Source organism: Endozoicomonas sp. ALC020 (assembly GCF_049275935.1).
Taxonomy (GTDB): domain Bacteria; phylum Pseudomonadota; class Gammaproteobacteria; order Pseudomonadales; family Endozoicomonadaceae; genus Endozoicomonas_A.
In genome coordinates this window covers 690680-713501 of the sequence record NZ_CP184830.1, presented here as the reverse complement: position 1 = coordinate 713501, position 22822 = coordinate 690680, and the positions used below count along the sequence as shown (strand labels likewise).

Below are 22822 nucleotides of genomic sequence, written 5' to 3'. Positions count from 1 at the left end.
CTTTTTTTTGGGTGGAGCACTGCAAAAAGACAATTAACAGACCGCTAAAGGGCAGGTAGACTGTCAGGAAACAAAAATTAAAGAGGTCTCGCTTATGCTGTACGTAGCATTTTCTGGTTCGAAAGGGCGAGGAGTCTTTACACGTAAAAAGATTGAGCGAGATACAGTCATCGAGCGTTGTCCTGTTCTTGAATTGCCTCCTGAAGATCTTGAACACATTGATCAAACGACGATATACAACTACTACTTTTCCTGGGGTGAGGCAATGGATTCAGCCGCTATTGCTTTGGGGCTGGGTTCAATTTACAACCACTCTTATACACCCAATGCACTCTACCGATATGATATGGAAGATCGGGTGATTGAATTCATTGCCATTAAAAAAATTCGACCCAATGAAGAGATAACAATTAATTACAACGGCTCACCGAACGATCAATCACCTCTTTGGCAAGGAATTCAATGGGAGCCCTGAAAACCCAGCAGCCTGTCGGACTTAAGCATCCGTAGCGAGGATTGCAAGAAACAGGGATTTTTAGACCAATTTGCTGCCGTCCTCGCTACGGGCGCTATTCTCGGTCAGGCTCCTAGGAGCCTGACCGAGAATAGACTGCCCTACTGCGGTGGCAGCAAATTGGTCTGAAAATCCGCTTTTGTTCGTCAAATAGCTCGCTATTCTCCTCACAAAACCGAATTTTCATCCTCAATTTTCTGCCGTCCTCGCTACGGGCGCTATTCTCGGTCAGGCTCCTAGACACCTGAATTCAGGTGTCGTCAGTTAGCGTGATTGATTTATATCGCGAATCATTTGGCTGCTACACTTAGTGATGTTTTACCTTGAGGTGGTCAGCCAGACGAGTATCGGTCGATGTTCTACTGTTTGCTACTTCTTTGTCGTGTATAGGTGGCGCTTCTATCCGGGTTAATGATGTCACTTCATTCGTGGGTTTCATTAGGATGCTGTATCTTTGTATCGATCCGCATTCCGTATATAGCTCCGTATATAGCTCCGTATTTTGTGTCAGACCTTGGTAATAAAGGTTTCTGGCGGTTTTCAATGAGCAGCTTCAGGGTTTATGCTCAGGCTTTTCTGCCGGGGCAGAAATCAAGAACCGTCTCACGTGAGGTATAAGGTAAAATCATGAGAACCATGGGCCGTTATGTTCTGGTGCTGGCAGCAGGAGGTTTTCTTGTTGCCTGTAGTACACCGGACAAGAGTGTGGTGGTAACACCCACCGACGTTGAGGGTAAGACCTGGGTGCTGCGTTCCCTGAATGGCGTGCCACCGGTTAATGGCAAAAGAGTCACTCTTGAGTTTCAATCTGCTTCTGGCAAGGATGGTCAAATCAGTGGTCGTGGCCCTTGTAACGGTTACTTTGGCAGCTATACGATGCAACAGGATGAGTTGCAGTTTGGCAGAGTAGGTTCCACTATGATGGCCTGCCCGGAACCTTACATGAAACAGGAAATGGCTTATTTCAAAGGGCTTCAGCAGGTTGACACCATGATGTCCAACGGCCTGGTAATGACTCTGAAGGGGCGTCACAATGATGAGACGATGACGTTCTTTGCAGAGAGTGCCAAAGTGAGAGGGATCATCAAATCATCCACAGGCAGTTTCCCGGCTGGCGCAGATGTTCTGATTTTGATGAAAGATATTAGCAATAAGGATAAGCATTCGAACCTGATTGGTGAGAAAAAAATCAAGCTGAATCAGCGTGTTGATGGACCCTTAAAATTTGATGTTCCTTATGCGCCTTCACTGATTCAGCCAAACCGTACGTATTCTGTCTCTGTAGAAGTCAGACAAAATGGAAAACTGGTTTCCCACACTACTTCTAACAAAATAATTGATTTCTCCAGACCTCTGGAATTCAAAGGTCAGTGATCACGGGCTGAAAGTCAGGTTCAGAATTTCAGCCAGACAATAACCTGAACTCGCCCTCCTTTCTTTTGCAACCCTCTATCCCCTCCAGCAAATTCACTTTGCTGGAGGGAACTGCAAATATGATCTTATGAAGTCGCTGCTCGCTCCTTAGGAGCCTGTCGCGAAACTCTGGTTCTCATGCTTTCAGGTCCTCTGGGTCCCAGCGTGGGAACGAGTTGCAAAGCAACATTAAAGCTATCCTGCTGCTGATCCTTTGGTCCGGGTCTGGCTGAAAACAGGCTTGCCAACCAGAAGAGTCTTTCTTTTCACATGACAGCGCAAAGCAGGAAACGCTCTCTTAATTGACCTTAAATGTGATAGGTTTAGCGCTTTCATTTCACTGTTAAAGCACATCAAGGAGGTTCCATTATGCAGTTTCGTCCCTGTATTGACCTGCACGAAGGCAAGGTAAAACAGATAGTGGGAAGCTCTCTGCGTGATGGTGATAATTCGGCTCTGGTGAATTTTGAAAGTGACCGCTCTGCGGCTGATTTTGCGGATCTTTATCGGCAGAAACAATTAACGGGTGGTCATGTCATAAAACTCGGGCCCGGCAATGAGGATGCCGCCGCTTCTGCCCTGTCAGCATGGCCCGGAGGTCTTCAGATTGGCGGCGGTATTACAGCAGACAATGCTGTTCGGTATCTGGATATGGGAGCCTCACATGTCATCGTGACCTCCTACGTTTTCAAAGATGGTCAGATAGATTTTGATAATCTGGATAAATTACTCGCTGCAATAGGCCGTGAGCGTCTGGTGCTGGATCTTTCCTGTAAGAAAAAAGATGATGAGTATTTTATTGTGACGGATCGCTGGCAGAGGTTTACCGATACCCGGATCAATGCTGAGACATTGAATAGGCTGGCTCATTATTGTGATGAGTTTCTTGTTCATGCGGCATCGGTTGAAGGTTTGATGGCAGGGCCTGACCTGGAACTGGTTTCGCTGCTGGCTCAATATTCACCTGTTCCTGTGACCTATGCGGGAGGCATTGCCACTCTGGAAGACATTGAAGCAGTCAGAAAAGCCGGTAACGATCAGGTACACATTACCATAGGCAGCGCCCTGGATATTTTTGGTGGTTCGCTGGCATTTATGGATGTAGTCGCGCGCTGTAAAACCGATTAAGCCGCAGGTTTGACATTCATGCCGGGTGGTTCTGAATTATCCGTTTTGGATATTTCTGCTCAACGTTTCAAGAGTACTCGATAATGCAGTGAGGCATGTTAAATTGTTTTTTTTGGGAAAATGAGTCGAAGAAGCTTATCAAAGGCTCTTAACAGAAAAAGAGAGAAAGATCACTCTATAAATTCTTGTTAATTCTTGTCTATCCTTGGTGTTTGGAAAGGAAACGATGAATTAACACATGAACAGTCAAACACTGGGAAGCACTCTGCTGGTAGCAGGTACATCAATTGGAGCAGGTATGCTGGCCTTGCCTCTGGTTTCTGCTGCTACGGGTATCTGGTCAGGAATTCTGCTGATGATGTTAATGGCCTCACTGGCATGCTATGGAGGTTTGCTGATCGCCGAGGCCTGCCGTGCCGTGCCAGAGGCTGATAATCTTCATGGTGTGGTGGGACGGCTGCTGGGGAAACCCGGTCAGGCTGTCGCTATTCTGGCCATGCTGTTTCTGTATTACTCACTCTGTTCAGCCTATATCACAGCCGGCGCAGGGCAAGCGGTCGCCATCACTCAAAAAATGGGGCTGGCTCTCAGTTTTTCTCAGTCAGCTACGTTAGTGGCAGTGATTATTGCTGTAATGGTGGTTGTCGGGACGGTCGTGGTGGACTACGCCAATCGAGCCATGTTCTTTCTGATGATGATGTTAATGATGTTCATCATGGTGCTTTTATTGCCAGAAGCTGAAGCCAAAAATCTCACCCTTGGGGTCGGTCAACCCGGTATGCTCTTTGCTGCTTTGCCAGTACTTTACACCTCATTCGGATATCATTGTGCAGTACCTACAGTTGTGCGGTATGTAAAAGGCAAGCCTGGAGATTTTCGTATGGCACTGGTGTTGGGCAGTATCGTGCCCCTTCTGGTCTATTCACTCTGGCAGTTTGCCACCAACGGCACTTTGTCATCCAGTCTGATCAACAACCTGCAGGGCAGTCCGGATGCTGTCGACCAGCTTATCAACAGCATTGGTGAAGCCAGCCATTATTCCGGCTTTAACCATCTTATCAGTGCTTTTACAGCCTGTGCACTGGGCACTTCGTTTCTGGGGGTAGCCATTGGTCTCTTTGATTATCTGGCTGAAGTCAGTAAGAGACCTGATACCATCATCGGTCGTATTCAAACTGTCTGCCTGACTCTGGGGCTGCCGTTGCTGGTGGCGGTTTTTTTTCCGGGAGGCTTTGTGACGACTTTGGGTTATGCCGCAGTAGCTTTGGTGATTCTGGCGGTTTTTCTTCCCGTCATGCTGGTCTGGGAAGTGCGGAAGGAGCATCTTGAAGAGCCCTATCAGGTTGCCGGAGGTAATCCGTTGCTGGTCATCATGTGTTTGATCGGGCTGGCCGTGATTCTTGCCCAGGCAGGTATTGTTTCCGGCTGGCTGCCAGCTCTGGATTCCTGATCCGTTTTTGAGAATCCGGAGTCTTGATGACTCAAATGTTTTTAGCTGGTTCTTTAGCATTGATCCGATTACTATCGTTTCGTCAAACGAGAAATGTAGGAACTCCTCATGTTACGAAAAACTCTTCTGGCAGCTTCTGCACTGCTTATCCCGGTTCTGTCTTTTGCCAATGGATACGTTGGTGAGTGGTACACCGTTAACGAAGAAACCAATAAAAAGGAATCTCTGGTGACTATCTGGCAAGAAGGTGATCAGCTGAAAGGTAAGATTGTGGAGATCCTTGATCCTGCTTCCAGAGATGCGGTCTGTGAAAAATGCAAAGGCGACAAAAAGAACCAAAAGATAGAAGGGATGACTTTTCTTTGGGGAATGAAAAAAGATGGTTCTAAATACGACAACGGAAATGTTCTCGATCCGAAGTCAGGTAGAGTATACAGCGGCAGCATGAAGTTGATTGACGGGGGTCAAAAACTTGAGCTGAGGGGGTATCTGGGCTTTTCATTGTTGGGTCGAACTTCGGTTTGGGTGAAGGCTGATTAGTCGCAATTGCCTTAAGTCTCAGAGGCTCCGGTTACCCGGCAGAAATGACTGCCGGGTAGAAGTTGTATCATTTGTACTGACTGAAGAGTTCGGCTTTGTCTTCTTTTTCCTGCTTCAGAGTCATTGCCAGAAACAGAATCGCCATGACGCAGGCAGCCAGAATCAGCATAAAGCCACCACTCCAGCCCATCGCATCAACAATAACTCCCATAGCCAGGTTGGCAAAGAGAGCGCCACCGAGATAACCAAACAGGCCGGTCAGGCCAGTGGCGGTTCCGGTTGCCTTCTTGGGGGCTGAATCAGCGGCCTGGAGACCTACCAGCACAACGGGGCCATAGATCAGGAAGCCCACAAATATCAGGCAGAGGTTATCAATCATCGGGTGTCCAGCCGGGTTCTGCCAGTAAATGACAATGGCAACACAGACCAGTGCCATCATCCACATACTGACAGGGGCACGACAGCCTCTGAAGAAACGGTCACTGGCCCAGCCACAGAGCAGGATGCCGGGAATGCCGGCAAACTCATAGAGGAAATAGGCCAGACCGCTCTGAGCCATTGAGAAACCTTTCACTTCTTTCAGGTAAGTTGGCGCCCAATCCAGTACTCCGTAACGAACCAGATAAACGAAGACATTAGCCAGCGAGAGATACCAGAGCAATTTATTGTTAAATACATATTTGAAAAAGATATCTTTGGCCGACATCTCCTGCTCATGGTGGTGCTCGTCATAGGATTTAAGCTTGTCACCAGTCCATGCTTCGATACTGGGCAGGCCACAGGACTGGGGAGTATCTCTTAATAAGGTCCAGGTGATACCGGCCAGGACGAGGGCTACGACTCCGTGGAACCAGAGCTGTGATTGCCAGTCACCAAACAGATAGACCGCAAAAATAGCCATGGGACCTACCAGACCGGCTCCCAGGTTGTGAGAAGTATTCCAGTAAGCCCATTTAACGCCCCTCTCTCTCACAGAGAACCAGTGTGTCATGACTCTGCTGCCAGCCGGATAGCCCATACCCTGAAACCAGCCATTGAGAAACAGCAGGGCAAACATGGAAGTGACTGTGGTGGTGGCAAAAGGAACGGTTCCCATAAATATCATGGTCAGGGCCGAGAGAATCAGGCCAATACTCATGAATTTCCGAGCGTCACTGCGATCAGAGAGGTTGCCCATAAGAAACTTGCTGAAGCCGTAGGCAAAAGAGACCGCTGAGAGAGCCAGACCCAGTTCGGACTTGGTAAAACCCTGCTCAATCAGGTCGGGCATGGCCAGAGAGAAATTTTTGCGAATCAGGTAATAAGCGGCATAGCCAACAATGATGCCTAACAAAACCTGTATACGAAGTTTTTTATAAGTTTCATCAACTTCTTTGGACGCAATCTGCTCTTGATGAGCAGGAGGACTGAGAAAGCTCAACATAGGAAGTACTCCCGAATTTATTCGTTATAGCCATTTGTCCCGAACAAGAGCTCGTTCGGGCGGCCAAGAGCTTCGGCAAACATTCCTTTGGCCGACAATTGGGTTCACGGCTGAATGATCGAACAGCTTTGCTCTCATTTCAGTGAGCATCATTTTTACAGGTAACTGGCAAAACGATGGTTAGACTCACCGGTATCAAAAAACAAAAGCCGCTTTATTAAGTCCCACAAACTCTGTGCAAAGATGTTCCTGTGGGAGGGTAGCAACTGTTAATTCCAGTTCAGATTTGTGATTTAGCAAGTCGAAAGCCAAAAAAAACTTAATATCACAATGATGTTCTTTAAATAGAACTTTCGTTTTGTTTTATAGTGCTAACCTGCCCGATGCGGTAAACTGCTGTTGTTTATCTTTTTTGTGCAGGTTTCATGAACTGGTTCGTTTATATCATTCTGGCAAGCAACAACAGTCTGTACACCGGCATTACCACCAATGTCGAGCGGCGCTGGAAGGAACACTCAGGCAAAAAGAAAGGCGGCGCCCGATTTTTTAATGGTAAAAAACCTGCTGCCCTGATGTATCTGGAAGCAGGTCATAACCGTTCAACCGCAGGCAGGCGGGAAGCCGCCATTAAAAAAATGACTCGCACTCAGAAGGAGGCTCTGCTGAAAGAAAAGCAAAACATTGCTTCCAACTATGCTGAAGTCCTTCCGGTCGAAGCAAGGCTTTGATCCGCAGAGATTTCTCACCCTGTCAGAATGCGCCTAAACCAATAAAATACATCGACATCAAAAGCGTCAATGCCGGTAAGTCATAAAGTGAGCTTGCCTTACTGATGTATTCATACTTAAAGCTACCCACATTGATAGACAGTTTTGATTTCCATAACCGCGCAGGACTGTACTCCGGTGATGCCTCAAATCGATAAACGTCGCCATTTTGGTATTCGGGTTTCAGTATCGTCAGGCGCTCACCGACTTTCTGACATAACCAGCTATCGACAATGTTTCCTTTGTCGTTCAGAAGACTGATTTTTGTGTTGGGTTCTTTACACAGTGCAACCACCGGGTAATTCTCCTCTTCAAACAGAGTTTCAGTCTGGGTCTGGTTAAAGCCCATTTCCCACATTAACTGAACGGAGTCTGCCTGTGTAACATCATAGTCAGTGGGTACCGTTTCAGTGGCCTTTGTTGTTACCGCATCGGTATAGATGTCAGTAATAACAGCAGCCGCTTTTTCAGTCGTATTAGTCATGACCGTCTCGGTATTGTTTCCAGTATCAGTATGATCAGTAATGGCAGGAATAGTTGTCGTTAAAGGATTTGTTAAACGAGCTTTTACACGGTTTGTTATAGGAGCAGGAGTAAAAGGGTAAGTTCCTGGAAGCCAGTTTAACTGAGGGTTTGTTTTTTTGCAGAGCGGGCTGGTGTCACCCTTTGCTTTACAGACATAAATCTTGATGCGCATGTTGTGTGTCAGACAATGCCCACCTTTTCTGTTATAGAGTGTACTCGCACGGCCATCTGAAGTGGAGAATAGATAGTAATATTTCCCACCTTCAAAGGTTTTGTCGTTCATTCCGGCAGCATTTTCAAGAAACAGTAAACTAAGGTGAATCAGGCGAGTAGGGTCGTCGCAAATAAATAAATCTTGCCGGGTAATGGGAAAATCTTCCGGTATCTCACAGTTTTCATAGTAGGTCTCGTTGTTCGTGAGCCATATATTTTCTTTCATGTCTGAGGTTTGCCTATCGTGGCTGCGTACCCTTGCTACAGTAGGAAGGTTGGGGCAAAGAAACTGTATCTGCGAGTTTAGCCTTACCCCTATGGTTTTGTTCTCAGCTTTGGAATATAAATCATATTCCCACAATACACTTGTGTAAACATCACGAGCATCAGATGTCTGCAAGAGATGGAATAACAACAGGAGCGAAAATAAGAAAACTTGCATTATATTTCTCTAATGTAAAGTTAGAATAAAAGTAGTAGCCCTATATGCACACCTTTATCTGGTCAGAATGCGTTTGTCACAATAAAGTACATTGAGATCAAAAGCGCCAATGTTGGTGAGTGGTAGAGAGGGTTTTCTTCATTGGTCATGTGATGTCTGAAGCTAGCCACATTAACAGACAGTTTTGATTTCCATACCCGGGTATGGCTATATTCGGGTGATGCCTCAAATAGATAAATGTCGCCATTGTAGTATTCGGGTTTAAGTATCGTCAGACGCTCGCCGACCTTCTGACATAACCAGCTATCGACAATCGCTCCTTTATTGTTCACCAGGCTGATGCTGATGTTGGGCTCTTTACAAAGTGCAACCACTGGGTAACTCTTTTCTTCAAAGAGCTGTGCAGTTCGGGTTTGGTTATAGCCCATTTGCCAAATTAACTGAAAGCGCCGCGACAGTGAATGACCATCATAGTCGACAGTGGCCGTTGTTGTGGCCTTTGCTATCACCGTTTCTGTATCAGTCATAATGACAGGAGCCACACCAGTGGTTTTTGGTACCATTGTTTCAGTTTCATCATCAATATCGGAATCTGTGTCGTTAATAATGATGTGCAAAGTCGTCGTTACAGGGTTTGTTACAGGATTTGTTAAAGGGGTGGTTAAAGGGCTTTTCAAAGGAGCATAAATAAAAGCATCCGTTGGACTGTAAAAGTTTGGCTGAGGATCTGTAATGCCTCTGCATTCGGGATTTGTTTCATTGATAAGCTTTTTTTTACAGACATAAATCTTGAGGCGCATGTTATGGGTTAGACAATGTCCGCCTTTTCTGTTGTTAACTGATGACTTAGTCCCGTTTGATGTGGACAATAAATAGTAATGTTTCCCGCCTTTAAAGGTTCTGTCGTTCGGCCCTGCCGCATGTTCAAGAAACAGTAGACTTAGGAAATCCAGCTCAACGGGATCGTCGCAAATAAAGTGATTCTTTTTAGTTGAGGGAAGATCTTCAGGTATCTCACAGTTCTCATAGTGGGTTTCATTGTCCGTTAACCATATATTTTCATACATGGTTGAAGTTTGTCTATCGTGGCCCCGTAGCTTTATTACGGTGGGGAAATTGGGACAAATAAAATATATCTGTGAGTTTAACTTTACTGTTATGCTCTTGTTCTCAGCATCAGAAAATAATTCGTCCCACCACCAGAGGCTCTGGTAGATATCACGAGCATTGCAGGTCTGAAACAGATGGAATAACAACAGGAATAACAACAGAAAACCAAATAAGATAACTCGCATACTTTTTTCCCAACAACTAGTCAGGATAAAAGTAGCAGATGTATCCGTATGCTTCAGAAAAATCTATGGAAAGGTTCTTAAACCTTTCAGAATCGGTTTGCAGCGATAAGATACATTGAAATAAGAAGCGCTAATGCCGATGAGTCATAGAGAGCGTTTGCGTTATTGTTATTGATTGTTTGATGCCTTATAGTACGCACATTAACAGACAGCTTTGATTTCCATAGCTGTTTAAGGCTGTAATCGGGCGATGCTTCAAATAAATAAAACGCATCATTGCGGTTTTCGTATTTAAGTATCGTCAGACGCTGATCTGTTTTGTTACATAACCAGCTATCGAGAATTTTGTTTTTATCATTTAGCAGGCTGATCTTGATGTTGGGTTCATGACACAATGCAACCACGGGGTAATGCTCTTCTTTAGAGATAGTTGTTGTTTGGGTCTGGTTGTGGCCGATCTCCCATATTAACTCAATGGGGTCATCCAGTGAATCATTATCCCCGATGGGAGCTGCTTCGTTAGACTCTGTCGTAACTGCTTCAGTAGCCTTTGTAATATCCGCTTCAGTAGTCACTTTCATAGCAGTTTTGGTATTAGCATTGTTATAGGGATCAGTAGTAATAGCAGGAACAGCGGGAATTACAGGATTTATAAAACTGTATATGGAATGAGAATTCGTAGAAGGATCACTTGGAGGAATAATGTTTAACTTAGGGTCTATGTTTTTGCACAGCGGATGAGGGTCGTTATTCCTTTTACAGACATAAAACTTGACGCGCATGTTGTGTGTCCGACAATGACCGCCTTTTCGGTTGTTAAGTGAACTCAGGTCGCCATCTGATGTGGACAATGCATAGTAATATTTCCCCCCTTCAAAAGTCATATCGTCTCTACCGGCAGCGAATTCAAGAAACTGTAGATTTACAAAAAACAGTTTATTGGCATCATTGCAAACAAAATGGTAAACCCTGCTTGAGGGATTTTCCGGTATCTCACAGTTTTCGTAGAAGCTTTCGTTTCTTACTAACCATAGATTTTCATTCATATCTGAGATTTGTTTATCAAATCTGCGTTGCCTTATCACAGTGGGAAGGTTGGGGCAAATAAAGTATATTTTTCCGTTTAACCGTACGCCTACGGTTTTGTTCTCTGCGTGTGAATATAAATCTTTCACCCATAGAGCGCTTGTGTAGGTATCACCGGCATCACATGTCTGAAATAGACATAACAACAAGATGAACCCGAATAAGACCAGTTGCATAATTGTTCTCTAGTACAAATTCAGATTAAGAAATAGCAGACAACTCTGCAGATTTTCAGTAAATAAGACAATAAAAAGACATTCATAGAGTTTACTCATCATTTGTTGAAACAAAGAAGTTGTGCCTGGTTCTTGCTAATCCGCTTAAATCATCTGGTTCTTAACCCTGTCAGAGTGCGCTTGTAATAATAAGATACACAGAGATCAAAAGCGCCAATACCTGTGGGTTATAAAAGGTGTCTGCGTTATTGTTATGATAATCTCTGGAGCTAACCACATTGACAGACAGCTTCGATTTCGGTGCCAGTATACGGCGATATTCCGGTGAAGCCTCAAATAGATAAACGTCGCCATACCGGTATTTGGGTTTAAGTATCGTCAGGCGCTCACCGACTTTCTGGCATAGCCAGCTATTGACAATGGTTCCTTTGTCGTTCAGCAGATTGATCCTGGTGCTGGGCTCTTTACACTTTGCAATCACCGGATAATGCTCTTCTTCAAAGATATTTGCAGTTCGGGTCTGGTTGTAGCCCATCATCCAAACTAAACGAATGGGCTGTGCCAGTGAATGTTCATGTCTGGTTGTGGTTGTTTCGGAATCGGTTTGAGTATTGTTGACAGTCATAGTGACGGGAGCCGTTCCCGAAGCGGTTGTCGTAACTATTGCAGTACTCTTGTCAGTGGTAGTGATGGGAGCCGTTCCCGAAGCGGTTGTCATAACTGTAGCGGTACTCTTGTCAGTGGCAGAGACGGGAGCCGTTCCGGAAGCGGTTGTCATAACGATTGCTGTCTCGTTGTCGGCCATAGTCACCGGAGCCGTTTCGGAAGCGGTTGTCATAACGATTGCTGTCTCGTTGTTGGCCACAGTGACGTGAGCCGTTCCGGAAGCGGTTGTCATAACGATTGCTGTCTCGTTGTCGGCCATAGTGACGGGAGCTGTTCCGGGAGCGGTTGTCATAACGATTGCTGTTTCGTTGTCGGCCATAGTCACCGGAGTCGTTCCGGGAGCGGTTGTCATAACGATTGCTGTCTCGTTGTCGGCCATAGTGACGGGAGCCGTTCCGGGAGCGGTTGTCATAACGATTGCTGTCTCGTTGTTGGCCATAGTGACGGGAGCCGTTCCAGTGGCGGTTGTCACAACTATTGCAGTGTCGTTGTCAGCCATAGTGACAGGGACCGTTCCATTAGCGGTTGTGTTAATTATTGCGGTACCGTTGTCAGTGGCAGTTGCAGGGACAGCTGTCGTTACAGGATTTGTTAAAGGTGTCTTTATGGGAGCAGAAAGAAAAGCACCCGTTGCATTATACCAGTTTAACTGAGGGTCCGGATAACTGCAGCTGGGGTCCGTTTCATTATAATTTTTACAGATATAAACCTTGAGGCGCATGTTGTGTGTTCGACAATGTCCGTCTTTTTTACTCTCAAGTGAGTCCTTAAAACCGGTTGACGTGGACATAAAGTAGTAATGTTGCCCGCCTTTAAACGTTCTGTCGTCCCTTCCGGCAGCATGCTCAAGAAACAGTATACTCAGAAAGCCCAGGCGAAGGGGATCGCGACATAGATGGACAGATGTTTCATCTGAGGTGATTTTCGGTATCTCACAATTCTCATAGTAGGTCTTGTTATCCGTCAACCATATATTTTCATACATGCTGGAGGTTTGTCTGATGGAAGTACGCATCTTTACCACGGTGGCAATATTGGGACAGACAAAATACATATGTGAGTTTAACTTTACCGATACGCTCTTATTTTCGTCGCGGGAATATAACTCGTCAATCCACCAGGTGCTCTGGTAGACTTGGCGACTAGCATGGCAGGTCAGGGGCAAATGGGATAACAACAAGAATACGATTAAGACAAATTGCATAATTGATCTCTGACAAGATGTCAGTGTTAAAGTAGCAGACAGGCCAGTGCATCTTTCGAAAGCCCGGAGATTTTTAACTTTGCCTGCAAATATCCGGGTTTAACGGGCAGAAAATAGAAACCACAGTGTAACGTTACGTCCACTTTTCATGAGACGGCAATACCTCTGAAGCCTGCTGCTGCCTTAACTTTACCCGATAAAAACAGCAGTTTTCTGATGCTGAAAACTTCCCGCCAATTAACAAAATCTTACAAAAATAATTCAAGACTGACGGTGAAGCGAGTATAATGCGCACCCGATTAAGGTTTGAACAATCTGTATGTATATGTAACCGGTGGCAGCCCGGACGACATTCACAACAATAAGACGAGGAGCTCTCCATGGAAGTAGCTTTTTGGGATGGCAAACGCGCACCCGGTATTTCTGATCATATTGACCTCGGAGCTTTCTCTAATCTTGGGGAAGTGATTGCAGATGCTGTCGATAGACATGGAGACAAGCCCGCCTTCACAGGACTGGGATTAACGCTCAGCTTTAATGAGGTGGATCGCCTGAGCGATCAGTTTGCAGCCTACCTTCAGCAGCACACCGGATTGCAGCCCGGTGATCGCATTGCTCTGCAAATGCCTAACATTTTGCAGTATCCAGTGGTGGCCTTTGGTGCCATCAAAGCGGGTTTGGTCATTGTTAATACGAATCCTCTATATACTGCCAGAGAGATTAAACATCAGTTCAATGACGCAGGTGTGAAAGCACTGGTCTGCGTCAATATCGTTGGACATCTGGTCGAAGAAGTCTTATCGGAGACTGGTGTTGAGCACCTGATTGTGACTGATCTGGCGGATCTGTTGCCCTGGCCGAAACGCTCCTTAATCAACTTTGCCGTTAAGCACGTCAAGAAAATGGTGCCGTCTTACAGCCTTCCAACGGCCATAACTTTCAGGAAGGCCCTGGCACTGGGTAGCAAGGGAACCTATAAGCCACCCAAGCCAGCACAAAGAGAAGATCTGGCTGCTCTGCAGTACACTGGGGGGACTACCGGTGTCGCCAAGGGTGCGATGTTGACTCATGCCAATCTGGTCGGCAATGTTCTCCAGACAGTTGAGTTGAGAAGACAGGTGAATGCTGATGGTAGTCCGGTTTGCAATCCTGAAGGTGATACTGTGGTAGCGCCATTGCCTCTTTATCACATCTATGCCTTCTCGGTTCACTTGTTGTCATACTTCTCTCTGGGAGGGCACAGTATCCTGATTGCTAACCCCAGGGATATTGATACCTTTATCAAAACCATCAAGCCATGGCGTATCAATGCATTCATTGGCCTCAACACTCTGTTTGTCGGCCTGATGAATCATCCCGAGTTCAAGAACATTGACTTCTCTGACCTGAGGGTGACCAATTCGGGGGGGACAGCGCTTCAGCAGGCGACAGCAGATCGCTGGCTCGAACTGACTGGCTGCCGAATTGGTGAAGGCTATGGTTTGTCCGAAACCTCTCCTATTTTGACCGCCAACCCTGCGGGTGACTTTGTTCAGGATGGCACAGTGGGTATTGCCCTACCGGGTACTGCTCTGAAAGTCATTGATGATGAAGGCAACGAGTTACCATTCGGTGAACGCGGCGAACTCTGTGCAAAAGGTCCCCAGGTCATGGCAGGTTATTGGCAACGCCCTGAAGCGACTACCGAAGTGCTGGACAACGAAGGCTGGTTCCGTACGGGTGATGTAGCCATTATTGGTGAAGACGGTTATATACGTATCGTAGACCGTCTGAAAGATATGGTGCTGGTATCCGGTTTTAATGTCTATCCTAACGAGATTGAGGATGTCGTGGCCAGGCATGAAAAAGTGCAAAACTGTGCGGTGATCGGAGTACCTGATGAAAAAACAGGAGAGGCAGTAAAACTGTTTGTTATTCCACAGGATGACAGTATTACCGAGCAGGAGTTGAAGGATTACTGTCGTAAAAATATGACGGCTTACAAAGTGCCCAGACAGGTGGAGTTCAGGGTAGAGCTTCCGATGACCCCCGTCGGTAAGGTTTTAAGAAAAGATCTCCGTGCGCAGGAACTGAAGAAGCTGGAAACAGCCTGATTATAATTGCAGCGATCTGTTTTATGGAGCATGGCATAGACTCGTAATGAGTCTATGCCACTATCTGGTAATAAAAACGATGACAGCCAGTCGTATGATTTAATTAGACTGTTCGTAGGATTGGCTATTGAAAAAGAAATGATTATTTTTTTCTTAATTCGTTAGTCGTTATTTAGTTTTGCATCATAATTTATGTACGACACTGTTTACAGTTAGTCAGTGCAATGGTACTTTTGATGCTTTCCAAATATTGCCCACCCTGGTTCTATAATGAATATTTTTGAAGAGTCCCTGAATATCCTGAAATCAAAAGTACAGTTACGTAAACTGTTTCAGGGCATGCATGTTGAAGATATAGAAAACGTTATCAGACGTGTAGAAGCGATCCATGCAGAAAAAGTGCGTGAGCACAATGAGCAGAAGGAACAACAAGGTCGCAAAAGAGAAGCTGTTGAAAGCATTCTTGGTCAGATGCAGGAGAAAGGTCTGACCATTGAAGATCTGATGGCTTCTACTGTTGTAGAGAAAACCAGAAAAGGAAAGCCAAGACAGCGCTATCAATTTCAATACGAAAAAGAAGACGGCTCTGTGGTTAACTGGGAAGGCGCTACCATGGGTCGTATTCCATCGGAGTTTACTGAATATCTGTCAAAGACAGGAAAAGAACGTAAAGACTGTATTGTGGCTGAGCTTTAATACTCATCAGCGCAAAAGTTATTACTAAATGGCCTGAGAAATGTAATAGCCAGCAAGTCAAATAAAAAACCGGATGATTCCGGTTTTTTATTAGTTGAATTGCAGGTCAGAGACGCTGCTTGATTTTTTCTTTCAGTACGCCTTCTTCGGTGTAGCCTCTCAACACTTCATCGGGGAATACCAGTGCAGGTGTTCCGCGAATGCCAAGCTCCTGTGCCAGACGCAGGTTCTCGTCAAGCTGCTGAGTTACAGACTCGTCTACTTTCAGTTTGTCGGAGTCTACTCCCTCTGCTTTCAGCGCCGCTTTAATGGAGCTGCTGGTGTGTCTGCCGGGTCTGGACATCAGACGCTGGTTAACAGACAGGTATTTATCCTTGTCCAGCTTGAAGGTGGCCAGAGCCATTTCCGCAGCTTCACGAGATTCCGGGCCAAGAACGGGGAGTTCCTTGACAACAATTTTTACATCAGGGTTCTCTTCAACAATTTTCTTCAGGATAGGATCCTGACGCTTGCAGAAACCACAGTTGTAATCACCAAAGTAGGCAATAGTTACCTTGGCTTCAGGGTTGCCCATAATGGGGTTCTCAGGGTTTTCGAATAGCTGCTTTTGACGGTCTTCCAGCATCTGCGTTTCGGCACTTTGCTGGGCAGCTATTTCTCGCTTTCTCAGTTCGTTCATAGCTTCAACCAGGATGTCAGGGTTTTCTACCAGTGTTTTACGAACCAGCTCTCTGACTTCCTGCTTCTGCTGATCATCCAGAGACTGTGCCTGAATGTTGAGCGAGCCCATCAATAGGGTAGTGGCGAGAATAAAAGTTTTTTTCATCGTGCTCATCTTTGAGTCAGTATTTGTTTCCCTGAGTTGTTGCTGAAGCTCATGGGAGTGAGATTCACTTCAGGGGCGAAATAGCTTTGACTGCCACTTTGTCATGATTAAATGGCAATGGCAAAGACTTATAGGCCAGGCTGTCTGGCTATGGAGCCCATCTGTTGGTGAAACTTCAGGGCTCAGGTTGGTCGGTAAACAGCGAAAAAGCATTCCATTATGATTCTATGAGAAGCTTTTCGGGCTGATTTCCCGGGTTTACCTGGACGATGCCTTCTCAATAGCCGCTGCAACACTGTCATGGTCGAGAATAACCGGCAGTGGTATTCCTTCAGGAGCACCCGGACCATAGACGATATTGAAAGGTACACCAAATCGCCCGTTCTTCTGAAGGTAGGCATTAATTTCTTCTGAAGGCCGGGTCCAGTCTCCTTTCATAGTTATCATAGAGTTTTTTTGCAGGCGACTGTTGGTTGGATCCCTGTCGATGACCCTGATCTTGTTTGCTTTACAAGTGATACACCAGTCAGCTGTGACATCGACAAAGACGACTTTGCCTTCAGCCACCGAGCTGGCAATTTCCTGCTCATTCAGGGGGTTCCAGATCAGATTGTCTGATGTCGATTGTTCCGCAGTGAACAAACCTGTCGACCAGGCTCCGAAGAGCACTATCGCCATTGACAGGAACAGTGAGGGCAGTAGCAATAGTCTTTTTCCAGCTTGAGGCATCAAGCTGATCAACAGGCGATGCAGGACCAGTACGGTAGGAATCAGGGCAATCATCAGAAGCAGATAGACTGGCAGGAATGCCTGAAGCAGGCTGGTTAGCCACAACGAAGTCACCAGCAGCATCAGTGCCAGTAAACGACGAAGGTTGATCATCCACTGACCGGGTTTTGGCATCCACTTCAAAAGAGAGGGTCTGGCTGCAATCAGCAGATACGGAAGGGCAAGACCTATGCCCAAAGCCGTGAATATGGCAAACAGGTTGAAGCTGTTGGTGGACAGGGCAAAGGCGACGGCGGTTCCCAGAAATGGCGCTGAACAGGGCGTTGCCAGAAGCGTTGCGAACATACCCTGAACAAAGTGGCCTGCTGTACTGTTATCACCTGCTGTAGCCAGCCTGGTCGACAGGAATGAGGGCAGATGGATTTCAAACAGGCCTATCAGGTTGGCAGCAAAAAGGGCAGTTACCGCCACCATGAAACCGATAAACCAGGGGCTTTGAAACTGGATGCCCCAACCAATACTGTTGCCGGTCAGCTTGAGTATCCAGAGAAACGTCGCCAGTAACCAGAAGGAGAAAACAATGCCTGCCGCAGAGCTAAGAAACTGCTTGCGGGTGACTTTGGCTTCCTGGCCTGAAGCATGGAGTACGGAAGAAAGCTTCATACCGAGGACGGGCAGAACGCAGGGCATCAGGTTGAGGATAAGGCCGCCCAGAAGTGCCAGACCCAGTAACACCATCAGGCTTGCTGAACGGGTGTCTGCTGGCAGTGAACTGGCAGCGACTTCCTTGACGGACAGGGTTTTTTCAAGGCCATTGTCGCCATTAAGAAGGGTAACGGTGACAGGTTCATCTGACAGGTTGTATTCACCCAGCCAGCTTGATGCATTCATGACGGCCTGAAGCTGGTTGCCCTCAATGGTAAATTCCGGCAGTCCGAAGGTAATCTCTTCCTGACCATCGATGATGACGTCAACGGCCTTTTCCCAGCCAGTCTCAGAGTGGGCAGTGGCAACAACCTTGTTGTTTTCCTTGTTCCATACAACAGATTCCACGCTCAGCCCTGAGTCCTGCATAGTCGTCGGAACCCGGGAAAGGGCTTTATCAATCAGGAATGACGCTTGCGGGTCTGCTTTCAGATCAGAGGGTGTGAAATCCAGTTGAATCTCGTAATCTGTCAGTACGCATACCGTGGTGCAGGAAGACAACCTCAGTCTGGCATCGATGGAGACCGGCTGATTCAAATCTTTAACCTGAATCAGAAGAGGAAAAACCGTACCATTTTTATAGCCAAGGGTATGCAGTCCCAGCATTTCTATACGCTCTGGAGCGGGCCAGAGCCACTCAACCGTTTCTATATTACTGCTGCCTTGTGGCTGTTCTATACGCCAGTCGATTTCAGGTGGAATACCAGCCTCACCGGGTGATCGCCAGTAAGTCTTCCAGTCACCTGATAATTGGACTTCCAGTGCCGCATAAAGTTGACGGGTGGTCGGGTCTGCTTCACCAGAAAAGTGTAGCCTGACCCTGGCCTCAGGCTGCTGAGGGTTCACTAACCATTCAGTTGAAAGAGCATGTGCAGGTCGATTGAGCGATAAAAGAAGGAATACCAGACATAAGCTGAATAGCACTAGCAGGGTATTCTGTCTGCTGTTTTTTGAAACTGTTGCAGTGCAGCTTATCTGAGAATGCAGATTAAGTGATCGTATCTTCATGTATATCCCGATAAATTCAGGCAGACCTTAAAAAGTCGATTATTGTCAAAGACTGCAAAGTGCAAAAAAGCATGAGTCTATCTCGACATTGGCGAAACTTTGCCTGAAAAAACATTGTCAGGGTAAATGTGGCCGGTCAGTGACCGTTCTCTATTGATCCTGTGAATGATACGCTGGACTTCAGTACCTGGATTCAGGAAAAATGATTTTTCTTTGATATTTTCAACCCGTTCCCACGCTCTGAGGCTGTCGCAAAACTCACTCCAGCATGGGAACGAGTTGACTCCTGTCATTCCCGGCTTCATTCTCGTCATTCCCGCGAAGGCGGGAATCCACACTGACTCACCACCAGAACCATATTGCCCGGTGCCCCCCTGGCCTTGTCATCCCCGAGAAGGCAGAGATCCACAGTTGGCGCTGGATTCCCGCCTTCGCGGGAATGACGACCTCAGAGCATGGGAACGAGCTGTTGGAGTTTTGCAGCACCCTCTTTAGCTTTGGGAGGCTGACAATGTATCCAGTAGTCAGAAATACTCCGTTGCGGTCAATTTTTTGAGTCCGGTTGGCTGTTTGGAGAAATGCACCCATTCGCTGGGGTCGGTGTGTAGCTGGCACTCAATGGTAGAAAGGGTTGAGGTGTGTTTTCAACAAAATAACTGATTAACACACTGAATTACTTGTGGATAACTCATGAGGTGCCTGAAATTACAAGGCGTTTATGCATTGGTTGAAAAATAATCAGACGAGAGTCTCTTGAATATGTTGGGCCTTTTGAAAGCCGTATTTATACGTTAATTGTTGTTTATAAGGCTACAAAATTTTGTGTATAACCTGCTTCAACAGTTGTTTTTTGAGAGCGTGTGTTTAAAGCAGGAGCCTGCTGAGAGCAAGCTCCAGACAGAGATATCATTGATTGCGATCCACATCAAAAGCTGCAAAAGCCTGCTGAACGGGCATGATTTCCATGGCGTTAATATTGACATGGGCTGGTCTGCTTGCGACCCAGTAGATGCTCTCTGCGATATCTTCTGCTGAAAGAGGCTTCATACCTTTATACACTGCATCGGCTTTTGATTGATCACCCTCGAAACGCACGAGTGAAAATTCAGTTTCAGCCATTCCGGGTTCGATATTGGTCACTCTGATGCCATTCCCCAGAAGGTCAGAACGAAGATTCAGGGAAAACTGTTTTACAAATGCTTTGGTGCCGCCATAAACATTGCCACCAGGGTAAGGATAATTACCGGCAACTGATCCCAGGTTAATAATACTGCCACTGTTGTTTTTCTTCAGGGCCGGTAAAAGAGCATGAGTGATCAGAACCAGTCCTTTAATGTTGGTGTCGATCATGTTTATCCACTGTCGTGTATCACACTGGTCAGCCGGTTTAGTGCCCAGAGCCAGGCCAGCATTGTTGATCAGAGTATGAATGTCTGAAAAAGCTTCCGGGAGGCTGCTCAGCGCATCCTGAATGGCATCTTCATCTCTTATATCAAAAACAAGGCAGTGAACAGGACAGGATGCCGAGAGTTCTCTGGCCAGTGCTTCCAGACGTTCCTTTCTTCTGCCGGTAATTACCAGCTGCCAGCCTTGTTCACTGGCAAAACGACGGGCACAGGCTTCACCAAAACCGGAAGTGGCTCCGGTGATAAACACAGTTTTCAAGCTCAAGGGGGGGACTCCTGGTCAGAGTGGGTCTTTTCTCTTTCCTTATTATGTCAGATTCTCAGAGCTATTATTTTTTTAGTCTCAGTGAGGCTGCTGACTGACTTCCTGCGCATGAAAATATGCATTTCGAATGCGGACAGAGTCAGATTGTTGGGCATTACTGTTACTCACTGTTTTCCTTCGGTGGGGTACTCTACTATGACTTTACCAGGCGGTAAGATAACGGAAGAACAAGTTCACAGGGGTCAGGCCGTTTATTCAAAGCGGGTTCTCAATATCTATGATATTGCCGTGCTGGGCATTTCCAACCGTTTTATCTGGCAGTGTCCGACACCTATAATCCTGGACTGGTTTAATCAGCACGTCAGCGACCAGCATCTGGATATAGGGGTTGGCACCGGTTATTTCCCTGACCGCTGCCAGTTCCCAACCGATCATCCATCGTTGACATTGGTAGACCTGAACGTAAACACACTTGAGTATGCCGGGCAGCGAGTAAACCGTTATCAACCCATTACCCTGGTGCATAACGTTTTCAAACCATTTACCTCCTTGCCGGTCAATGCCTTCAACTCTATCAGCATGAACTATTTACTGCACTGCCTGCCAGGCAGCATCCATAGCAAAGCTGTCGTGTTCGATCACGTTAAGCCCTTGCTGAATGAAGGGGGAAAACTGTTTGGCTCCACCATTCTTAATGTACCTCGTACTCTGGTGGCAAAAGCTCTTATGGGCCTTTATAACCGAAAAGGGATCTTCAGCAATCAGAAAGATTATCTGGATGGGTTGGAGCAGGAATTGCGCTCAAGATTCACCGATGTGGACATTCAGGTGACCGGTTGTGTCGCTCGTTTTGTAGCCAGTAGCCAGTAGCCAGTAGCCAGTAGTCAGTAGTCAGTAGTCAGTAAGTGCAGAAACAGAATTATAGCTCAATGAAAATACTCACTGGCCAGACGGGGGTTGATGATTCCTGTGTCACAGGGACTATTTAATATCGACGACCTTCAAATCCTGCTGTTTTTTCAGATCTAAATCGCGATAACGAATCCCGGGTTTATCAAAGTCTACCGATGCGAAATCAATCTCCCGAATACGGCTGTTAAACATGGTTTTGTAATAGTATTTCAGGTCTTTGGTATCCATAGCCGTCGTCCACTGAGTGGAGCCCAGTGTGTCGTCTTTGGGGAGTTCATCTCTGGCGAATACTGCACCAGAAGGAATATCAAAGTTGTTCAGGATGCGCAGTGATTCCATTGCGGCGGCATAGCCATTTTCGACGGGGCGTGCTGTGTTTCGAAGTGCCGCTGCGCGAACAAATCGAGATACGGGTGAGTAATCGCCAGGCAGGCCAATCATGCCCGAACCAGCACCGTGTGGCGTTAACTCCAGATCGCCTACTTTAATGTCTGGTTTGGCTTTAGCGGTAAGGCCGATGTAGTTTTTCAGGTTTTGCAGATGCCAGGGAAATTCAGGATTGTTAGTTAACACGCCGACGGGGTTGTCATAAATATTCAGCTGGCCGCCATGGGTGTACTCCACCACGATTGATGCTCCTGAGCGATCTGTGATCATGAAATGGATCGGAGGCACGATATTGCCTAAGCCTTTTTCCTTGACGGGGGCTACATCTATTTTTGGAAGATTTTGCTTTATATCTTTTATTGTCGACTGGGTAGAAAGTACCCAGTTGCTGATGTCTTGAGGGCCAATTGTGTTTGCTGCTTTGGCCGGGTCATAGGGTGGAAACTCGGCAGTGCCTGGCAAGTAAAGCACTGAAACGGCTAACCCTTTTTCGTTCATTCCATCAATAAGCGCTGGTTTATTCAGGCCATTGATGCCGACAACACCGTATTTGGCTTTCCACTTTAAGCCCGGTTTGCCATCAGGCGTGAGACCCGTGAAGGCGGTGTCTCGTGGTATCACCATAATTTTTGATTCCAGATCAAAGGATCCCCACTCTTCAGTGCGAGCCTGGATGACCGCATCGTCCTCTGAAACCAGTGTAATGCCCGTACAGGCCAGAGCGATTGGGATCTGAACAACGGCGGCAAGAGCCATGGCGCTGAGAAGAAAGGCTGCGATGACCGATACTTTTAATGAAGTAGTGTTCATAAAAAAGCGCTCTTTGTGGCGAGTAAGGCGCGATGGAAGTATAGCGTCTTATAAAAGATAGTTTAATCAAAGGGGTTTCCTTGTCTTTTTTTTGCGTCGAACTCACGTTTTTTAAGCAGATCATCAGCGTCCTGTCTTCTTGT

20 protein-coding genes are annotated in these 22822 nt (G+C 46.5%); 10 read left to right on the top strand and 10 right to left on the bottom strand.

The genetic code is table 11. The annotated features are described in order from the left end of the window. The first annotated feature begins 94 nt into the window (after positions 1-94). The gene (locus ACOJUO_RS02650; RefSeq protein ID WP_422135203.1) at positions 95-475 is read left to right on the top strand and encodes an SET domain-containing protein; all 381 of its coding nucleotides are present in this window, start codon (positions 95-97) and stop codon (positions 473-475) included. Between the two features lie 346 nt (positions 476-821). On the opposite strand, the gene ACOJUO_RS02645 is transcribed toward ACOJUO_RS02650, so the two are convergent. After that, complete coding sequence (locus ACOJUO_RS02645; protein ID WP_422135202.1) at positions 822-953, bottom strand: hypothetical protein; 132 nt, start codon at positions 951-953, stop codon at positions 822-824. Positions 954-1141: 188 nt separating this feature from the next. Between ACOJUO_RS02645 and ACOJUO_RS02640 the strand changes: the two genes are divergently transcribed. The 4 genes from ACOJUO_RS02640 to ACOJUO_RS02625 all read left to right on the top strand — a co-directional run bounded on the left by ACOJUO_RS02640 (position 1142) and on the right by ACOJUO_RS02625 (position 5045). Then, positions 1142-1888 (top strand): META domain-containing protein, encoded by a 747-nt coding sequence (locus ACOJUO_RS02640; RefSeq protein WP_422135201.1) that lies wholly within the window; start codon positions 1142-1144, stop codon positions 1886-1888. 408 nt (positions 1889-2296) lie between these two features. Next, entirely contained in the window at positions 2297-3055 is a 759-nt protein-coding gene (hisA, locus tag ACOJUO_RS02635) for a phosphoribosylformimino-5-aminoimidazole carboxamide ribotide isomerase (RefSeq protein WP_422138830.1), read from the top strand. 238 nt (positions 3056-3293) lie between these two features. Beyond that, a complete protein-coding gene (locus tag ACOJUO_RS02630) occupies positions 3294-4505 on the top strand; it encodes an aromatic amino acid transport family protein (protein ID WP_422135199.1) in 1212 nt (403 codons plus the stop codon). A gap of 108 nt (positions 4506-4613) precedes the next feature. After that, complete coding sequence (locus ACOJUO_RS02625) at positions 4614-5045, top strand: DUF2147 domain-containing protein (RefSeq protein WP_422135198.1); 432 nt, start codon at positions 4614-4616, stop codon at positions 5043-5045. 67 nt (positions 5046-5112) lie between these two features. Here ACOJUO_RS02625 and pgtP read toward each other — a convergent pair whose 3' ends face one another. Continuing rightward, positions 5113-6468 (bottom strand): phosphoglycerate transporter protein PgtP, encoded by a 1356-nt coding sequence (pgtP, locus tag ACOJUO_RS02620; RefSeq protein WP_422135197.1) that lies wholly within the window; start codon positions 6466-6468, stop codon positions 5113-5115. 425 nt (positions 6469-6893) lie between these two features. On the opposite strand from pgtP, the gene ACOJUO_RS02615 reads away from it, so the two are divergent. Continuing rightward, positions 6894-7196: a GIY-YIG nuclease family protein gene (locus ACOJUO_RS02615; RefSeq protein ID WP_422138829.1), complete on the top strand. Its 303-nt coding sequence runs from the start codon at positions 6894-6896 to the stop codon at positions 7194-7196. A 22-nt stretch (positions 7197-7218) separates the two neighbouring features. Here ACOJUO_RS02615 and ACOJUO_RS02610 read toward each other — a convergent pair whose 3' ends face one another. The 4 genes from ACOJUO_RS02610 to ACOJUO_RS02595 all read right to left on the bottom strand — a co-directional run bounded on the left by ACOJUO_RS02610 (position 7219) and on the right by ACOJUO_RS02595 (position 12842). Next, positions 7219-8199: a hypothetical protein gene (locus tag ACOJUO_RS02610; protein ID WP_422135195.1), complete on the bottom strand. Its 981-nt coding sequence runs from the start codon at positions 8197-8199 to the stop codon at positions 7219-7221. Between the two features lie 278 nt (positions 8200-8477). Further along, a complete protein-coding gene (locus ACOJUO_RS02605; protein WP_422138828.1) occupies positions 8478-9683 on the bottom strand; it encodes a hypothetical protein in 1206 nt (401 codons plus the stop codon). Between the two features lie 113 nt (positions 9684-9796). Next, positions 9797-10972, bottom strand: coding sequence for a hypothetical protein (locus ACOJUO_RS02600; protein ID WP_422138827.1), 1176 nt, complete (start codon positions 10970-10972; stop codon positions 9797-9799). A gap of 169 nt (positions 10973-11141) precedes the next feature. Next, on the bottom strand, positions 11142-12842 hold the full coding sequence (locus ACOJUO_RS02595; protein WP_422138826.1) for a hypothetical protein: 1701 nt from the start codon (positions 12840-12842) through the stop codon (positions 11142-11144). 380 nt (positions 12843-13222) lie between these two features. Between ACOJUO_RS02595 and ACOJUO_RS02590 the strand changes: the two genes are divergently transcribed. Then, positions 13223-14935 carry an AMP-binding protein gene (locus ACOJUO_RS02590; RefSeq protein WP_422135191.1) on the top strand — a complete coding sequence of 571 codons (1713 nt, stop codon included), beginning with the start codon at positions 13223-13225 and terminating at the stop codon, positions 14933-14935. Positions 14936-15205: 270 nt separating this feature from the next. After that, a complete protein-coding gene (locus ACOJUO_RS02585; protein ID WP_422135190.1) occupies positions 15206-15631 on the top strand; it encodes a hypothetical protein in 426 nt (141 codons plus the stop codon). Positions 15632-15737: 106 nt separating this feature from the next. On the opposite strand, the gene ACOJUO_RS02580 is transcribed toward ACOJUO_RS02585, so the two are convergent. Next, complete coding sequence (locus ACOJUO_RS02580) at positions 15738-16457, bottom strand: DsbA family protein (RefSeq protein WP_422135189.1); 720 nt, start codon at positions 16455-16457, stop codon at positions 15738-15740. Positions 16458-16715: 258 nt separating this feature from the next. Next, positions 16716-18737 carry a protein-disulfide reductase DsbD family protein gene (locus tag ACOJUO_RS02575; protein WP_422138825.1) on the bottom strand — a complete coding sequence of 674 codons (2022 nt, stop codon included), beginning with the start codon at positions 18735-18737 and terminating at the stop codon, positions 16716-16718. Positions 18738-19178: 441 nt separating this feature from the next. Here ACOJUO_RS02575 and ACOJUO_RS02570 point away from each other — a divergent pair, with 441 nt between their 5' ends. Further along, positions 19179-19394 (top strand): hypothetical protein, encoded by a 216-nt coding sequence (locus ACOJUO_RS02570; protein WP_422135187.1) that lies wholly within the window; start codon positions 19179-19181, stop codon positions 19392-19394. Between the two features lie 411 nt (positions 19395-19805). Here the strand turns inward: ACOJUO_RS02570 and ACOJUO_RS02565 are convergent, their stop codons facing one another. Next, positions 19806-20564, bottom strand: a complete 759-nt coding sequence (locus ACOJUO_RS02565) for an SDR family oxidoreductase (protein WP_422137034.1) — start codon at positions 20562-20564, stop codon at positions 19806-19808. A gap of 201 nt (positions 20565-20765) precedes the next feature. On the opposite strand from ACOJUO_RS02565, the gene ACOJUO_RS02560 reads away from it, so the two are divergent. Further along, on the top strand, positions 20766-21440 hold the full coding sequence (locus ACOJUO_RS02560; RefSeq protein WP_422138824.1) for a class I SAM-dependent methyltransferase: 675 nt from the start codon (positions 20766-20768) through the stop codon (positions 21438-21440). A 111-nt stretch (positions 21441-21551) separates the two neighbouring features. Here the strand turns inward: ACOJUO_RS02560 and ACOJUO_RS02555 are convergent, their stop codons facing one another. Further along, positions 21552-22679 (bottom strand): linear amide C-N hydrolase, encoded by a 1128-nt coding sequence (locus ACOJUO_RS02555; protein ID WP_422135185.1) that lies wholly within the window; start codon positions 22677-22679, stop codon positions 21552-21554. Positions 22680-22822 lie beyond the last annotated feature (143 nt).

Bases quoted from the DNA above. Each gene is read 5' to 3' on its own strand.
- ACOJUO_RS02650 (WP_422135203.1), top strand. From the start codon at position 95: ATGCTGTACGTAGCATTTTCTGGTTCGAAAGGGCGAGGAGTCTTTACA.
- ACOJUO_RS02645 (WP_422135202.1), bottom strand. From the start codon at position 953: ATGAAACCCACGAATGAAGTGACATCATTAACCCGGATAGAAGCGCCA.
- ACOJUO_RS02640 (WP_422135201.1), top strand. From the start codon at position 1,142: ATGAGAACCATGGGCCGTTATGTTCTGGTGCTGGCAGCAGGAGGTTTT.
- hisA (WP_422138830.1), top strand. From the start codon at position 2,297: ATGCAGTTTCGTCCCTGTATTGACCTGCACGAAGGCAAGGTAAAACAG.
- ACOJUO_RS02630 (WP_422135199.1), top strand. From the start codon at position 3,294: ATGAACAGTCAAACACTGGGAAGCACTCTGCTGGTAGCAGGTACATCA.
- ACOJUO_RS02625 (WP_422135198.1), top strand. From the start codon at position 4,614: ATGTTACGAAAAACTCTTCTGGCAGCTTCTGCACTGCTTATCCCGGTT.
- pgtP (WP_422135197.1), bottom strand. From the start codon at position 6,468: ATGTTGAGCTTTCTCAGTCCTCCTGCTCATCAAGAGCAGATTGCGTCC.
- ACOJUO_RS02615 (WP_422138829.1), top strand. From the start codon at position 6,894: ATGAACTGGTTCGTTTATATCATTCTGGCAAGCAACAACAGTCTGTAC.
- ACOJUO_RS02610 (WP_422135195.1), bottom strand. From the start codon at position 8,199: ATGAAAGAAAATATATGGCTCACGAACAACGAGACCTACTATGAAAAC.
- ACOJUO_RS02600 (WP_422138827.1), bottom strand. From the start codon at position 10,972: ATGCAACTGGTCTTATTCGGGTTCATCTTGTTGTTATGTCTATTTCAG.
- ACOJUO_RS02595 (WP_422138826.1), bottom strand. From the start codon at position 12,842: ATGCAATTTGTCTTAATCGTATTCTTGTTGTTATCCCATTTGCCCCTG.
- ACOJUO_RS02590 (WP_422135191.1), top strand. From the start codon at position 13,223: ATGGAAGTAGCTTTTTGGGATGGCAAACGCGCACCCGGTATTTCTGAT.
- ACOJUO_RS02585 (WP_422135190.1), top strand. From the start codon at position 15,206: ATGAATATTTTTGAAGAGTCCCTGAATATCCTGAAATCAAAAGTACAG.
- ACOJUO_RS02580 (WP_422135189.1), bottom strand. From the start codon at position 16,457: ATGAAAAAAACTTTTATTCTCGCCACTACCCTATTGATGGGCTCGCTC.
- ACOJUO_RS02560 (WP_422138824.1), top strand. From the start codon at position 20,766: ATGACTTTACCAGGCGGTAAGATAACGGAAGAACAAGTTCACAGGGGT.
- ACOJUO_RS02555 (WP_422135185.1), bottom strand. From the start codon at position 22,679: ATGAACACTACTTCATTAAAAGTATCGGTCATCGCAGCCTTTCTTCTC.